The following is a 14,676-nucleotide window of genomic DNA, read 5'->3' as shown; positions in this document are numbered from 1 at the left end:
CATGGAGTGGCACACATTAGGCAGCACCCCGTTCCTGCCGCCGCTGTATTGGCGCGCGGCACTCAAGCGCAAGATCACCGGCACCACGCTGCCCGAGCAAGGGTTGCGCTGCCGGGTCAGTGTGAACCCCAGGGAAGTGGCGGCCTATCGCAAGGTCTGCGGGTTTGCCGAGAGCCCGGTACTGCCGGCCACTTATCCCCATATCCTGGCATTCGGCCTGCAGATGCAATTGCTCACTGACAAGGCGTTTCCTTTCCCGCTGCTGGGATTGATCCACCTGAGCAACCGGATCCGCATCCTGCGCCCGTTGGGCGGTGTGAGTGACTTGACGGTCGGTGTTTACGCGCAGAATTTGCAGCCCCATGCCAAGGGCGCGACATTCGATATTGTGACCACGGTCGAAGATTCACTGGGGCTACTGTGGGAAGCGCAAAGCCGGATGCTCTGTCGCGGTGTGAAACTCGATGGCGCAGCAACGGACAACCCGCTGCAACCCCCTGCCGCCGTCGCCGAACTGACCCGCTGGAAAGCCCCCGCCGATGTTGGCCGCCGCTACGCCCGGGTGTCCGGCGACTACAACCCGATTCACTTGAGCGCCCTCACTGCCAGGTTATTCGGCTTTCCCCAGGCCATCGCCCATGGGCTGTGGAACAAGGCCCGCACACTGGCGGCACTGAGTGAGCATTTGCCAGCCGCCAATCTCGAGATAGATGTCGAGTTTAAAAAGCCGGTGCGTTTGCCCAGTGAGGTAACGTTGTTCACGAGCGCCCCCGGCTCCAGCGGTGAGCTGCAACTTAAAGGCGCCGGGGACATTGAACACATGGTCGGCCGCTGGCGGCCCATCGCCTGATAAATTGTATATATACATCCTAAGTTATAGCGAGCTATCGATAGCTCGCTACTCTTATCAACTCATTGATTTTAATAAACTTACAACTTAAACACCGCTGCCTTCTACACCCTTGGTATTAGTCGTTAAGCAAACTAACTCTTCGTGTATATAAATCGTTAATACCAAGTTGAGCGTTGCGAGAGCGCGCACCCGGGACTGTTATAGCCATAACGGACGAATGTATCGCTGTCCCTAGAAACAGCGAACTTCGAAAACAACAAAGGCTGTACCAGGTGCAAGGAACTCAATCATGAAAACTCAAGTCGTGTTGTGGAAAGCAAGTACCGCGCTGGCCCTGATTCTGGCAGTAAGCCTCGGAGGCTGCAGCAGCGGTGGTGGTGGTCATCACAGTAGCGTCGCAGCCTCCTCTCCGGATGCTGGCGGCGGTACTGGCGGTGGAACAGGTGGAGGCACCGGCGGCGGTACCGGTGGTGGCACTGGCGGCGGCACTGATGGAGGTACCGGTGGTGGCACCGGCGGCGGCACTGGTGGAGGTACCGGTGGTGGCACCGGCGGCGGCACTGGTGGAGGCACCGGCGGAGGCACTGGTGGAGGTACCGGCGGCGGTACCGGTGGTGGCACCGGCGGCGGCACTGGTGGAGGTACCGGTGGCGGCACTGGCGGTGGTACTGGCGGCGGCACCGGCTCGACCACTCCCCTGGTCACCGGCCAGGTAGTAGGCGCTGTGGGCGGTGTCGTCGGTAATGTCGGCACCACGGTAGGTAACCTGGGCACAACCCTGACCACGGTTCCCATTGTCGGCACCACTGCCGGCGGGCTGGTCACCGCGACAGGCACCGCCGTCAACAGTATCGGCGGCGGCTTGAGCAACGGCCTGGGCACGCTGGGTACCAATAGCAACTCCGTGGGCACAACCGTTGCCGGTGTGGCCGATGGCGTTGCCGACCTGGGCACCGGCGTTTCCAACACCGGCAAATCCCTGGGCACCACCCTTGGCGGCATTCCCGTCGTCGGCGGCTTGACCGGTGGCGTTGGCGGTGCGGCAGGTGGCGTGGTTGATCAGGTCGGCCAGGCCGTCACCATGCTCGGCGATACCTTGAGCACTGCCAGCACCACCGGGCCATTGGGCAGCGTGACCAATACGGTGGGTAAAAGCGTATTGGTACCGGTGGTCTCCCTGGTGGAAAACACCACCGGCAACCTGGGCAATAAAACAGGCCTGGGCAACCCGGTCGGCGGCGTACTGGATAAAGTCGGCTCCACTGTCACCGGCCTTGGCGGCCAGGTGGCCAGCGCCGGCGGCGCAGGCAACCCTGTCGGGACACTCGTCGGTGGCGTGTTGACTGGCGTTGGCACCACCCTTGATAAGTCGAGCGGTTACGTCAACCCGGCCACCACGACCCCTCAATCGGGCCTGCCTGAACTCGTCGGCGGTCTTGTCGCCAACGTCGGCAACGGCCTGAATGCCGGCAACACCAACGGCACTGTCAGTGCAGCCGGTGTGACCGGCGGCCAAGTGGGTAACACCGTCGCGTCGCTCGGCACCCTGATCGGTGGCAATGGCGTGGCCAACACTGCAGCCACGGCTCCCGTTGCAGGCCTGGCGACCAATGTCGGCACCGCACTCAACCCAGTGACCTCGGGTGTTGCCAATCTGACGCAAAACATCGGCACCAGCACCGGTATCGGCGCACCGGTGAATGGTCTGGTTACCCAGGTCGGCGGCGCAGTCAGCAGCCTGGGCACCAACCTGACGGCGGCGAATGCCAATCCGGTGACTAACGCTGTGGGCGGTACCCTGAATGCCGTCGGCAATACCGTCGGCTCGGTGGGTGGCCTGGTAACCGGCGGCACCAGCAGTAACGGTGGCGGTCTGCTCGGTGGCTTGAACGTGGGTGCCGGTGCCACCGCTACGGGCACTGCCAATGCAAATGCAAACACAGGCGGCGGCCTGGGAGGTCTGCTCGGTGGGCTGACCGGCAAAAAATAGAATTGCACCTGGCCATTAGACGGCCTCCCCTACAGCGCCTACGCTTGGTTGAGACGAGAGATTCCAACGAGTCTCTCGTCTTTTTTATTGGCCAATGAATGGCTTTGCGAACCGTGTCCCAGAACCCGGCGGGCCTAGCGAAAACGCTGCAGCAGTTTTGACCATGGAGTGTCCTATGCGCGCCTTGACGCCTTTGTTTCTACTCACCCTCATTGCTGCCAGCGTCCATGCCGAGACCCTGCCCAGCTACCTCAACAGCAACGACACCATTCGCAACCTGCCGGTACCCAACCTCCCCGCCGATGCCTATCGCCCGGTCACCCCACAGACCCAACTGCCCGAGCCGGCGGCAACCCAGGGCCAGCCATTGTTGATGGACACCAAAGTGACCATCCGCAAGCTGCAAATCGACGGTGGGACGATCTACCCGCTCCAGGATGTGGCCAAGGTTTTCGAACCGCTGATTGGCCATGAAACCAACCTGGCACAACTGATCGAAGCCACCCGCGGCATCACCCGCCGCTACCAGCAGGACGGCTACCTGTTGTCCTACGCGTACCTGCCCGACCAGCGCTTCGAAAACGGCCTGGTGCGCGTGGTGCTGGTGGAGGGCTACATCAAGGATTACAACGTGCAGGGCGACATTGGCTCGGTCTCGGCCTACGTCGACAAACTGGCGGCCAAGCTGCTGGCCGAGCGCCCGCTGACCCGCAAGACCTTCGAACGCTACACCACCTTGATGGGCCGCATTCCAGGTGTAACGCTGCAGGCGCAAGTACCGCCGCCTGGCACCACCGATGGCGGCACGCGCATGCAGATCCAGGCCTCGCGCAAACCCTTCACCAGCAGCATGAGCATGACGGACGACAGCCGTGGCGGCCTGCAAGCCCTGATCACCGGCACCAGCAATTCCCAGACATCCATGGGCGAACAACTGAGCGTCAGCGGCCTGTTCCCGCCCGGCGAGGACAAGGAGCACTACTACCGCCTGGGCTACAGCCAGTTCGTGAATGCCGAGGGCACTCAACTGGTGGTCAACGCCGAGCGCTACCGCGCCGACCCGCGCAGCAACGTGCAGCTGGACGGCGGTTTTGAACTCAAGCCACACCAGGAGGTTGACCGCTACTCCGTCGGCCTCAGCCATCCGCTGATTGCCTCCCCTACCGAGTCATTGACCCTGGGCACGCGACTCTATGCCGTGGACCAGACCACCCGTTATCAACTGGTGGGTTTCCCGCAACGTTTCGACCTGGAAACCAACCTGCGCGCCCTGGCGTTCGAAGGTGACTGGCGCAAATCCGACACGCGCCAACTGCGCATTCTCAGCGCCGGCCTGTACCAGGGCATCGACGGCCTGGGCGCCAGCACCCGGAGTGACTTCGAGGGTATAAAACCCGACATCGACTTCTTCCGCCTGCGCGTCTCGGGCGTACAGAGCGACAAGTTCTTCGACAACTGGCAAGGCGTGGCATCGGGTGCCTTCTACTGGAGCAACGACACCCTGCCCGACAGCGAACGCGCGACGTTCGGCGGGCAGAATTTCGGGCGTGGCTACCCGGATGACCAGGGCTCGGGCGACAAGGGCTGGGGCGTGGCGTATGAGGTCAACTACAGCTTCAACCGCAGCGGTGAGTGGGTAAAAATCCTGCAGCCGTACGTGGTGCTCGACAAGGCCAAGACCTGGTTCAACGAACTGCCGGCCAAGGGCAACAACATGTCATCGGCAGCGGTGGGCCTGCGCTTCGGGGATAACAAGTACTACAACATCGCGCTGGAAGCGGCCAAGCCAATGTCGGATATCGCCCTGGACAGCTTCAATCGGCGGCCGCGGTATACGCTGAGTTTCAGCTACCAACTCTGAACCCTGTGGGAGCGAGCTTGCTCGCGAAGAACGTCCAGACAACGCGGGGAACCAGACTGCCCGCGTTATCGTTGACGTTTTTCGCGAGCAAGCCCGCTCCCACACAAGCTCGCTCCTACATCAATCTGATCTTGGGGATGGGGAAGAGGTTGTTGAGGGTATCGATCAAGCGCACCAGGTAGATCGGCTTGCGGAACAGGTCCAGCACCTGCAGGCGCAGCATGTCACTGACATCATCCATCTCGGCGTGGCCGGACATGACGATCACCGGCAAGTGCTGGCGAGCGGTGTGTTCGCGCAGACGCTTGATCAAGGAAATACCACTTTCCTCGGGCATGCGCAGGTCGGTAATCACCAGTGCGATATCGGGGTGCAGGGTCAGCTCCTGCAAGGCAAAGGTGACCGAGGTCGCGGTAAAACAGACAAAGCCTTCATTCTCCAGCGACTCGGCCAGTTCAATAAGGGCGTCCTCTTCGTCATCCACCAAAAGGATTTGTTGCCGGGGAGCCGAAGAGGAGTTCATGTGGAAATGCCTGATACGCAATAGATCATTCAGCGGAACCTGCACGTTTAGGCGAGTACCGGGGTCAGGTATGAATGCCGGCCTGTATCGAGTTGAAGACGCCGGTTATGGCCGTCCGGATAGGTGTAATAAAAGCAGCCAGCGCCACAGCGACCATCGCCGCAACCAGTGCGTATTCGATACCCGATGCGCCCTCTTTGGAATAGAAAAAAATCTGGACTTTGATGAAACCCATGCGAATAAGATCAAGGAACATAATGACTTCTCCTTTGCGCCCACGGCGCTGGTATCGCGGCATCACAAAAATGATTTCGGTGTGCCACTAGAGCATTGTCAACAAACCCCAGACCAACAACTGTAAGAACTGATTAATCACAAAGTATTAGTCGGCCGGCTGACGCCAAAAATCCCACTTTCGCAGAGGTTTCTGGAGATATTTTTCGCCCGGTAATGGCGTTTTGTCTTAGCTGAACTACCTTCAAATAGCGAAATAGTTAGAAGCTTGAAGCGATCCGGATACGCAAGCATTAGTGGGAACAGCAGTGGATGCAGCAGGAAAGGGAGAGCCTTCATGAACAGTCGGATTAGCTTGATCCTCGCCGGGCTGCTGTTGGTAGGTGCACTGATTGCAGGCTACTGGGGCCTGGTACTCAGCCGCCCTGCCCCTGTCGCACCGCCCGTGCCCCAAACACCTGAAGTCGTGCAACCCGTCGCCGAAGACCAGACCCGCCAACCGGTGGTGGTGCTGGCCCATGACGTTGCACCTTTTGTTGCGCTCACCGCCGCCGACCTGACCCTGGAAAAACTGCGCACGGTTCCCGCCGGCAGCCTCACCAGCCTCGACCAGGCCGTGGGCAAGATCCCGTGGCGGCCGCTGTCGGCCGGGACCTGGCTGACCGAGGAGAGCTTCAACTCCGGCGGCACCCTGGCGCGAATGATCCGCCCTAACGAACGCGCGCTTGCCGTCGCCGTGGATGAAGTGATCGGCGCCAGCGGGCAACTCTCCCCGGGGGACTATGTGGACGTCCTGCTCTTCCTGCGCCAGGAAGCCAGCAACCCGCAGCAGTCCGCACAAATCGTGGTGCCCGCCTTGCGCCTGCTGGGCGTCGGCGATCAACTGGGGCTGACCAACGACGGCACGCCCGGTTCCGTGCCACCGACCACCCCGGACGAAAAACTCAAGGCGCAGCAGAGTCGCGCCAGCGCGCGCACGGTACTCCTCGCCGTACCGGAGGAGCTCCTGAGCCGGCTGATGCTCGCAGCCCAGTCCGGCGTACTGCGCCTGGCTGTACGCAGTGCCGACGAACAACTGCTGAGCCAATACTGGGCCGGTGAAACGGAGTCCGCGACCCACCTGGAAAACACCCGGCGCGAGCTCTACCAGTTCAACCAGCTGGCCTTCAGTACAGCGCCCGTCAACGGCCTGAGTCCCGCCGGCAATGGTGCGCCAAGGCGTTCAGGCGTCGAAGTAATACGTGGCAATCAGGTTACCCAACAAACGCCCTGAAAGAGCTAAGGATGCCTTGAATGAGCAGTCGTTTCGTGTGGTCTTTTTCGCGAATTTTCTGGGCACTTCTCACCCTGAGCCTGCCTGTCGGCGTTGCACTGGCAGCACCCGGCAACTGCACGGGCCTGGGCCAACTGCCGGCGGTGCTGGAGGTGGGTGAAGGCGCTCAACAGGCTATCCAGTCGCCGGTGCCGATTACGCGGCTGGCCATTGGCGATCCGAAAGTGGCCGATGTGCAGGTCAACGGCAACCAGGCGTTCCTGCTCACCGGCATCGCCTCGGGCACCACCAGCCTGATGGTCTGGACGGCCTGCTCCAGCAGCCCGCGCCAAAGCATGGTGTTCGTCAAGGGCAAGGCCACGTCGGCCCTGACCAGCCTGGCCCTGTCGCCGTCCGATGACCCGACCCTGCCCAGCCAGGTGCAAACCGACATCCGCTTTGTGGAAGTGAGCCGCACCAAACTCAAGGAGGCCAGTACCTCGATATTTGGCCGGGGTGGCAACTTTCTGTTCGGCGCCCCGAACAATGTTGCCAACGCCGCGGCCACAGGATTCCGTGGGCTCCCGGTGAACAACGACACCTTCAACATCGGCTTTGGCGGCGGACGTGTCTCGGCCATGATCAACGCCCTGGAAAGCAGCGGCTTTGCCTACACCCTGGCCCGGCCGAGCCTGGTGGCGCTCAGTGGCCAAAGTGCGACCTTCCTCGCCGGTGGTGAAGTACCGATCCCGGTGCCCAGCAGCGGCAGCAACACCATCTCCATCGAATACAAAGAGTTCGGTATTCGCCTGACCCTGACCCCGACCGTCATCGACCATGGGCGAATTTCCCTGAAGGTCGCGCCAGAGGTCAGTGAGCTGGACTACACCAACGCGGTCAACATCCAGGGTATCTCCGTGCCGGCGCTGACCATCCGGCGCACCGACACCAGCATCTCCCTGGCCGACGGCGAAAGCTTCGTGATCAGCGGCCTGATCAGCACCAACAACACCTCCAGCGTCAGCAAATTCCCGGGCCTGGGTGACATCCCGATCCTCGGTGCATTCTTTCGCGACTCCAGCATCAATCGCCAGGAAAAAGAGCTGCTGATGATCGTCACCCCGCACCTCGTGCAGCCCTTGGCGGCCAACGCCCAACTGCCTTCGTTGCCAGGGGAAAAGCTGCGCAATTACGATCCTAACTGGTACCGCCTGTATTTCCTCGAAAACGGCAATTTCGACCGCCGCAGTGGACTGTCCGAATGAGTGAGAGCCTGAGCCAGACCTTTTTGGCAATTACCCGCAACACCACGGATCTGGAATGGCTTCAGGGCGCACTCGCGCCCCTGGGGCAAGTGGTCAGCGCCGGTGCCGGCAGCCTCGACGAACTGTTGGCACTGGTAGACGTGACGTTCGCCAACCTGGTGTTCATCGGCCTGGACCGGGAACACGTCACCACCCAGTGCGCCCTGATCGAAGGTGCCCTGGAAGCCAAGCCGATGCTTGCCATCGTGGCCTTGGGCGATGGCATGGACAACCAGCTTGTACTGAACGCGATGCGCGCCGGCGCACGGGATTTCGTGGCCTACGGCTCGCGCTCCAGTGAGGTTGCCGGCCTGGTTCGGCGCCTGAGCAAACGCTTGCCGGCGGTCACCCCGAATACCCATTTGGGCGGACTGACCGTGCTCTACGGCACCCAAGGCAATGCCGACGGCGCGCTGATCGCCAGCCACCTGGCGCTGGTGGTGCAAAAAAGCGGGCAGCAAACGCTGTTGCTCGACCTGGGCCTGCCACTCGCTGACAGCCTCGCACTGCTGGGGCTGGAGAGTTCTTTTCATTTCGGCGACGCCCTGCGTCACTTGCGGCGCCTGGACTCAACCCTGATCAACAGCGCCTTCACCACCGCCGAAGCCGGTCTGCGCATCCTCGCCTACCACAACAACGACGAGCCCCTGGAGCGTACCAGCGCGGCCGAGCTGTACATGTTGCTCAGCGCCCTGCGCCAGCACTTCCAGCACATCGTGGTGAACCTGACCGGCCAACCCGACAGCGAAGCCTTGCGCACCTTTGTCAGCCATTGCGACAAACTGCTGTGGTGCACCGACCAAAGCGTGCCGGACTGCCGCCGCAACCTGGCCGTACTCAACCTGTGGCGGGAAAAAGGCATGAAACTCGACCATGCCCGCCTGCTGGTAGACCGCTACCTAAAGGGGGCCGCCCCGGACTCGGAGGCACTGGGCAAGAGCTTCGGGCTGGAAGTAATCGCCGTCCTGCCCTGGAGCCCGGAAGTGCGCCTGAGTGCCAAGAACCAGGCCCAGACCCTGTTCGCCCTGGCCCCACGGGAAGCCCTGACACAGACGTTGCGCGGCTTGGGTGAGCGCCTGGCAAAACGCTCCGAGGGCCTGGAAAAACCCTCCACCAATTGGCTCAACCGCCTTCTGAGGACCAAATGAACGGCGAGAAGCTGTTTGGCGTCGCCCCGCGCGGCAACGTCGGCAACACTGATCACGACGGCCTGAAGCTGGTGCTGCATCGCTACATCATCGATGCCATCGAGGATTCGGGAAAAAATCTGCTGGAAGGCACACGCCAGTCCCTGGCGCAGTTTGTGATCGACAAGGTGGCCGAATACATCACACGTATGCACCTGGCGATTTCCCGCTATGAGATGGAGCGCCTGGCCGAAGAGATCGTCGATGAGCTGACCGGTTTCGGCCCGCTGGAAGTGCTGCTGCGCGACCCGACCGTCACCGAGATCCTGGTCAACGGCCCGCACCGGGTATTCGTCGAACGCGATGGCCTGCTGCAACAAAGTGACTTGCGCTTCATTGACGACCACCATGTCGAGCGGGTCATGCAGCGCATCCTCGCACCCCTGGGACGCCGGCTGGATGAGTCGTCGCCGATGGTCGATGCGCGCCTGCCCGATGGCAGCCGGGTCAATGCGATCATTCCGCCGATTGCCCTGGACGGGCCGTGCCTGTCGATTCGAAAGTTTCGCAAGGACATGCTTAAAAGCAGCGACCTGGTGGCCATGCAAACCATCGACCAGGCCATTTTCGACTTTTTCAAGGAAGCCGTCGGCAAGCGCTGCAACATCCTGATCAGCGGCGGTACCGGCACCGGTAAAACCACACTGCTGAACATTCTCAGCCAGTTGATCAACCCCCGCGAGCGCCTGGTCACCATCGAAGACGTGGCCGAGTTGCAACTGGGCCATCCCCACGTTGTGCGCCTGGAAACCCGCCCGCCCAATGCCGAGGGGCATGGGGAAGTGAAGGCCAGTGACTTGATCCGCAACGCCCTGCGGATGCGCCCCGACCGCATCATCCTCGGCGAGATCCGGGGCGTGGAGGTCATCGATGTGTTGACCGCCATGAACACCGGCCACGACGGCTCGATGAGTACCGTGCACGCCAACAACGCCCAGGACGCCTTGCTGCGCCTGGAAACCCTGGTGGGCCTGACCGGCCGGGTCGTCGCGGAAAAAACCCTGCGGCAAATGATCTGCGCGGCGCTGGATGTGGTGATCCAGCTGACGCGCCTGCCCGATGGCCGCCGCTGTGTCAGCGAAGTGGTGGAAGTGGTGGGCATCCGCGAAGACGTGTACGTCACCAACACCCTGTTTCGCCACGACAAGCGCACCGGCTTTGGCTTCCTGCGCGAAGCGGTCAACCCGGCCGGTGACAAGTTGCGTCACGAAGGTCACCTGCCGGTGTAGGAGGCAACCCGATGATCGGTCCGATTCTGCTCGCCCTGCTCGCCGTGGCCCTTCTGGTGCTGGGGATAGGCCTGATGCGCAACGGTTTGCGCAAGGCCCAGACCGACCGGGTATTGGAACGCCTGGCCGAAGGGCAACCCCAGGCCATGAAAGACAACGCGGTGACCACCAGCCTGGAACGCACGTTTATCCGTGCCGGCCTCGGCCGGCCAACCGAGCGCCTCGGCCTGTGGCTGACCCTGTGGGCCTTTGGCGCCCTGCTGGGGGGGCTCGTGGGCCAGTGGATAGGCTTGTTTGTGATGGTGGCGGCACCGCCCTTGGCACTGCGCCTGTACATCGCCGTACGCTACCAGCGGCGGCTGCGCCGGATGATCGAACAACTCCCGCAATTGCTCGATCACGCCGTACGCAGCCTGAAATCCGGACGCACCCTGGCGGACGCCATCCTGAGCGGAATCGATGCCAGTGACGACCCGTTGAAAAAGTCCATGGGTCGTATCAAGCGCAATGTGCAATTGGGTGTCAGCCTGCCGGAGGCCGCTCATGACTATGCCGAGTTTTATGAACAGGATGAATTGCGCCTGTTTGCCCTGGGCCTCAAGGTCAACCACCGCTACGGCGGCAACGCCAGTGAGCTGCTGGAAAACCTGATCAAGATGATCCGCGAGCGCGACCAGGGCGCACGGCAATTACGCGCCATGACCGGTGAAACCCGGGTGACCGCGCTGGTGCTGGCGGTACTGCCGGTGAGTGTCGCGGGCTACTTCCTGCTCGTTAATCCGACGTACCTGATGGCCATGTGGGATGACCACAGCGGCCAACGCCTGATGCTCGGTGCGTTCGCCTTGCAAGTCATCGGATGCGTGGCGCTGTGGCGCATGTTGCGGAGTATCTGAGATGGCGATACTGATCAGTGCCGTATTGTTTCTTGCCGCGTTATCACTGCTGCTGGCGAATATCCTGAGCAGTCGTCGTCAACAACGCGTGGTCGCCCAGCGGCTGCAGGGCGAGCCAGGCCGCAATGACAAAATGAGTGAGTGGTTGCACCAGTTGGGCAGCACCCGGATCGGCCAGCGCACCATCAGCCTCGATAACGAAACCCAAATCCTGCTCAACCGCATGGGCTGGAGAAAAACCAGCCAACGCTCGATGTTCGCCGCTTGCCAGATCGGTTCACCGATAGTTTTGCTGGGGCTGACCGCGATGACACTGGAGCTGTTCTTTCCCGGCACCGAGCATGAGTTTGTGATCTCCCTGCTGGGCCTGATCATCGGCTACCTGCTGCCCAAGCGAATACTGGTGGCACTCGCCAAAAGGCGCCAGGGGAAAATCTCCCGGGAAGTAGCGACCTTCATCCCCCTGGTGCGCATTCTGTTTGAGTCAGGCATGGCCGTGGAGCAGGCGCTGCGGGTCATGGCCTACGACGCGCAAAAGTTGCTGCCGGTACTGACCGCCGAACTGCGCCTGGTGCTGGCACGCGTCGATTCCGGGCTGGAACTGGGGGAGGAATTGAACAAGGCCAGCCAGATGCTGGACGTCGATGAACTCAGCGACACGTGCCTGATCCTCCAGCAACTTCTGCATCAGGGCGGCGGGGCGATGAAGTCGCTGCAATCGCTCAAGCAGTTGCTGGATGACCGGCGCCTGACCCGCCTGCAGGAATACATTTCCAAGATGTCCGCCAAAATGTCCGTGGTGATGATGCTGTTCCTGTTTCCCGCATTACTGATCGTATTGGCCGGCCCTGGCTTTATCGCCATCGCCAAAGCCTTCGTGCCTTGAGAGGACATGCAATGAAGACATTGATGGTCGCCTGCAGCCTGTTGTTGTTAAGTGGTTGCGCCAGTAACGGGCAACTGCCGTGGGCGGGTTTCAGCGCGCAGGGCAGTTGTGCCAAGCCCAACTCCGATCAGGAATTATCGCTGAACCTGGCCGACGACATGGCCAACGAGGGCAAGCTGCACGCCAGCCTGGCCAACCTGCAAAACCTGCCGGACAACCTGCCACAGGTGCGCCAGCGCCAGGCCAAGGTGTACCGCCTGCTGGGCCGCAGCGAAGCCGAACCGTTGTACCGCAGCCTGCTCGGCACCTGCATGGCTGCCGAAGGCGAGCACGGGCTCGGCCAGCTGGCAGCGGCCAGGGGAGACAACGGCCAGGCCATGGCGCACTTGCAACGCGCGGCCAGGATGTCGCCCACCGATGAGAAAATCCGCAACGACCTGGGCGTGGTGTACCTCAATCAACGGCGCGTGGAAGATGCACGCTTCGAATTCTTGACGGCCATGGAGCTCAAGCAGAGCGATCAACTGGCGGCGATCAATCTGGTGACGCTGATGATCTACCAGGACAACTGGGAACAAGCCGCACAAGTGGCCAGCCGCATGGGCCTGAGCCCGGAACAAGTGACGCAAGCCCAGGCCCGGGCGCAGCAACTCAAGGCGCCCGTCTCACCGACGACAGCGCCAAAAGATCAGGTCGCAACCGTAGGCGACGTGCTGCAAGCGCCGGTCAAATAGGTCTCTGAAGGGAGTACACACGATGAAATTCACACTGCTCGCCACGCTGCTGTTCGCCAGCCTGCCGCTGACGGTGCTGGCTATTGAGCCGGGGCCTTCTTCGCCACAGCAAAAACAGACCGAAGGCTGGCTGCAACTGCAGGTCAGTGGCGAACGCGCATCTCCCATCCGGCAGAAGGCCACGCCCGCTGAACGCGACCAGGCCATGCAACGCCTGCTGGACAGTTACAAACACCCTATTCCTGAGTACTACGACCAGAAACTGGGCGGCAACACCCCAGGCAGCAACAACTAATGCGCAGTGACGCGCTGGCGCGCCGCAGAATTGTTCGGCGATAACGCCAGCGCCAACTGGGTTCGGTTGTGCATATGGGTCAGGCGCAGCACTTGGGACACGTAGAGTTTCACGGTGTTTTCAGTGATGCCCAGCTCACAGGCAATCTGGTAGTTGGTCTGGCCCTTGCCTACCAGCCTTGCGACATCCAGTTGGCGGGGCGACAACTGATTGAAGATCGCCGGTATTTCAACCCGGTCAGTGTCGCTGACTTCACCCTCGGCTTCAGTCGACAGGCCGGATTGCGGACTGCTGCGCACCTTGTCGAGGTCATGATAAAGGTCATCGATGGACGCCGAGAGAAACTGCAGCTTCTGGTTCAGGTGCCCCAGGTCGAGATCTTTCTGTCGGTCCTGCAGCGCGACCACCTGGCGTTGCAACCCTTCGAGCAGCTCGCCCAAATTGATCGGCTTCTGGTAGTAATCGGCAATCCCGGCGCGCAAGGCCTTGATCACGTCCTGCTTGTCTGCACGCCCGGTCAGCATGATGGCCTCAAAGACCCGTTGCTTGCCGGCCAAGTGTTGCAGGGCCTGGACCAGTTCGATGCCATCCATCTCGGGCATATGCAGATCGCACAGCACCAGGCCGATCTCGGCATCGTCGCGAAAACGCTCGATGGCTTCCTGGCTGGATGCGCAAGGGACGCAACGGTAACCGTTGCTTTCAAGAAATTCGCAAAGCTCTTCCACGATCAAAGGCTGATCGTCCACCACGAGCACTTTCACTTGAGAGGTAAGCTTGTTCACGCGCTACTCCATGCCTGGCAAGCAAAAGGACCGATGTATCCATTCCGACCATTTTTCCTATACAACTTACCCATAAACGTAGACGTACTTTCCTACTATGTACATAGCGATACCCTACGTGGCGACTAATGGGATCCAAAACCAGGACAGGCAAAAACCGATCAGTAAAAACGGCACGAACGGCTGCCTGGCCGAATGTGCCGGATCAAGGTACTGCAAGGTATTCCTAAGCCCTTGATTCATCAGCGGCCACACCCTGGGCGCCAGCAACAGCCAGGCTGCGCTCGCGAGGCCGGCGCCGATAAAAGTGCCCAGTACGTAGAGGTAGTCGGTTGCCAGCCCCAATGCCGCGATCAGCTTCACGTCACCGGCGCCCAGGCGGCCCAGCGCGTACCCCGGCAGGGTGAACAACAACGCCAGGACAAAGGCCACGCCGCCCTCGACAGCCGGCGCACCGAGCCAGGTCGTACCGCTCCAGAACAGGTAACCCAACGCCAGCAAGGCTGCGCCGAGGGTCAAACGGTTGGAGACCTGACGTAGACGGATATCTTGCACAGCGCACAGCGCGAGCCAAACGACCAGGACGAGGCTTTGAATCACGTAAAAAAAATCCCTTTTTGCTGAATGATTCTATGCTGATATCAGGT

General features: G+C 61.2%; 15 protein-coding genes. 11 read left to right on the top strand and 4 right to left on the bottom strand.

Annotation, left to right across the window (positions count from 1 at the left end):
• The first annotated feature begins 1 nt into the window (after position 1).
• From HX786_RS14620 to HX786_RS14605, 3 genes are all read left to right on the top strand, one after another.
• Positions 2 to 850, top strand: a complete 849-nt coding sequence (locus HX786_RS14620) for a MaoC family dehydratase (RefSeq protein WP_177080362.1) — start codon at positions 2 to 4, stop codon at positions 848 to 850.
• 292 nt (positions 851 to 1,142) lie between these two features.
• Positions 1,143 to 2,843, top strand: a complete 1,701-nt coding sequence (locus tag HX786_RS14610) for a collagen-like triple helix repeat-containing protein (protein ID WP_218647742.1) — start codon at positions 1,143 to 1,145, stop codon at positions 2,841 to 2,843.
• Between the two features lie 175 nt (positions 2,844 to 3,018).
• Positions 3,019 to 4,704 (top strand): ShlB/FhaC/HecB family hemolysin secretion/activation protein, encoded by a 1,686-nt coding sequence (locus HX786_RS14605; RefSeq protein ID WP_087693095.1) that lies wholly within the window; start codon positions 3,019 to 3,021, stop codon positions 4,702 to 4,704.
• A 115-nt stretch (positions 4,705 to 4,819) separates the two neighbouring features.
• Here HX786_RS14605 and HX786_RS14600 read toward each other — a convergent pair whose 3' ends face one another.
• Together HX786_RS14600 and HX786_RS14595 are read right to left on the bottom strand one after the other, a co-directional pair.
• On the bottom strand, positions 4,820 to 5,227 hold the full coding sequence (locus tag HX786_RS14600; protein WP_003212897.1) for a response regulator: 408 nt from the start codon (positions 5,225 to 5,227) through the stop codon (positions 4,820 to 4,822).
• 64 nt (positions 5,228 to 5,291) lie between these two features.
• Complete coding sequence (locus HX786_RS14595; RefSeq protein WP_008438993.1) at positions 5,292 to 5,483, bottom strand: Flp family type IVb pilin; 192 nt, start codon at positions 5,481 to 5,483, stop codon at positions 5,292 to 5,294.
• A gap of 315 nt (positions 5,484 to 5,798) precedes the next feature.
• On the opposite strand from HX786_RS14595, the gene cpaB reads away from it, so the two are divergent.
• The 8 genes from cpaB to HX786_RS14555 are packed head-to-tail and all read left to right on the top strand — an operon-like array spanning position 5,799 to position 13,244.
• Positions 5,799 to 6,734 carry a Flp pilus assembly protein CpaB gene (gene cpaB / locus HX786_RS14590; RefSeq protein WP_102605223.1) on the top strand — a complete coding sequence of 312 codons (936 nt, stop codon included), beginning with the start codon at positions 5,799 to 5,801 and terminating at the stop codon, positions 6,732 to 6,734.
• A 20-nt stretch (positions 6,735 to 6,754) separates the two neighbouring features.
• Entirely contained in the window at positions 6,755 to 7,978 is a 1,224-nt protein-coding gene (locus tag HX786_RS14585; protein ID WP_008438995.1) for a type II and III secretion system protein family protein, read from the top strand.
• Complete coding sequence (locus HX786_RS14580; protein WP_177008345.1) at positions 7,975 to 9,165, top strand: pilus assembly protein; 1,191 nt, start codon at positions 7,975 to 7,977, stop codon at positions 9,163 to 9,165. Before HX786_RS14585 ends, HX786_RS14580 begins: the two co-directional genes overlap by 4 nt.
• Positions 9,162 to 10,433 (top strand): CpaF family protein, encoded by a 1,272-nt coding sequence (locus HX786_RS14575; RefSeq protein ID WP_008438997.1) that lies wholly within the window; start codon positions 9,162 to 9,164, stop codon positions 10,431 to 10,433. Before HX786_RS14580 ends, HX786_RS14575 begins: the two co-directional genes overlap by 4 nt.
• 11 nt (positions 10,434 to 10,444) lie before the next feature.
• Positions 10,445 to 11,329 (top strand): type II secretion system F family protein, encoded by an 885-nt coding sequence (locus tag HX786_RS14570; RefSeq protein WP_003212908.1) that lies wholly within the window; start codon positions 10,445 to 10,447, stop codon positions 11,327 to 11,329.
• 1 nt (position 11,330) lies between these two features.
• A complete protein-coding gene (locus tag HX786_RS14565) occupies positions 11,331 to 12,215 on the top strand; it encodes a type II secretion system F family protein (RefSeq protein ID WP_003212910.1) in 885 nt (294 codons plus the stop codon).
• Positions 12,216 to 12,226: 11 nt separating this feature from the next.
• Positions 12,227 to 12,949, top strand: a complete 723-nt coding sequence (locus HX786_RS14560) for a tetratricopeptide repeat protein (protein WP_087693100.1) — start codon at positions 12,227 to 12,229, stop codon at positions 12,947 to 12,949.
• A 22-nt stretch (positions 12,950 to 12,971) separates the two neighbouring features.
• The gene (locus tag HX786_RS14555; RefSeq protein ID WP_008439006.1) at positions 12,972 to 13,244 is read left to right on the top strand and encodes a DUF3613 domain-containing protein; all 273 of its coding nucleotides are present in this window, start codon (positions 12,972 to 12,974) and stop codon (positions 13,242 to 13,244) included.
• On the opposite strand, the gene HX786_RS14550 is transcribed toward HX786_RS14555, so the two are convergent.
• Positions 13,241 to 14,029, bottom strand: coding sequence for a response regulator transcription factor (locus HX786_RS14550; protein WP_003212915.1), 789 nt, complete (start codon positions 14,027 to 14,029; stop codon positions 13,241 to 13,243). The two genes, HX786_RS14555 and HX786_RS14550, sit on opposite strands and share 4 nt — an antisense overlap.
• A gap of 114 nt (positions 14,030 to 14,143) precedes the next feature.
• A complete protein-coding gene (locus HX786_RS14545; protein WP_003212917.1) occupies positions 14,144 to 14,629 on the bottom strand; it encodes a prepilin peptidase in 486 nt (161 codons plus the stop codon).
• Positions 14,630 to 14,676 lie beyond the last annotated feature (47 nt).

Origin of the sequence: Pseudomonas sp. 21615526 (genome assembly GCF_013386245.1) — a bacterium.
Classification (GTDB): Bacteria; Pseudomonadota; Gammaproteobacteria; order Pseudomonadales; family Pseudomonadaceae; genus Aquipseudomonas.
Note: the sequence above shows the minus strand (reverse complement) of the source record. Positions and strands in the feature narration are given on the sequence as shown.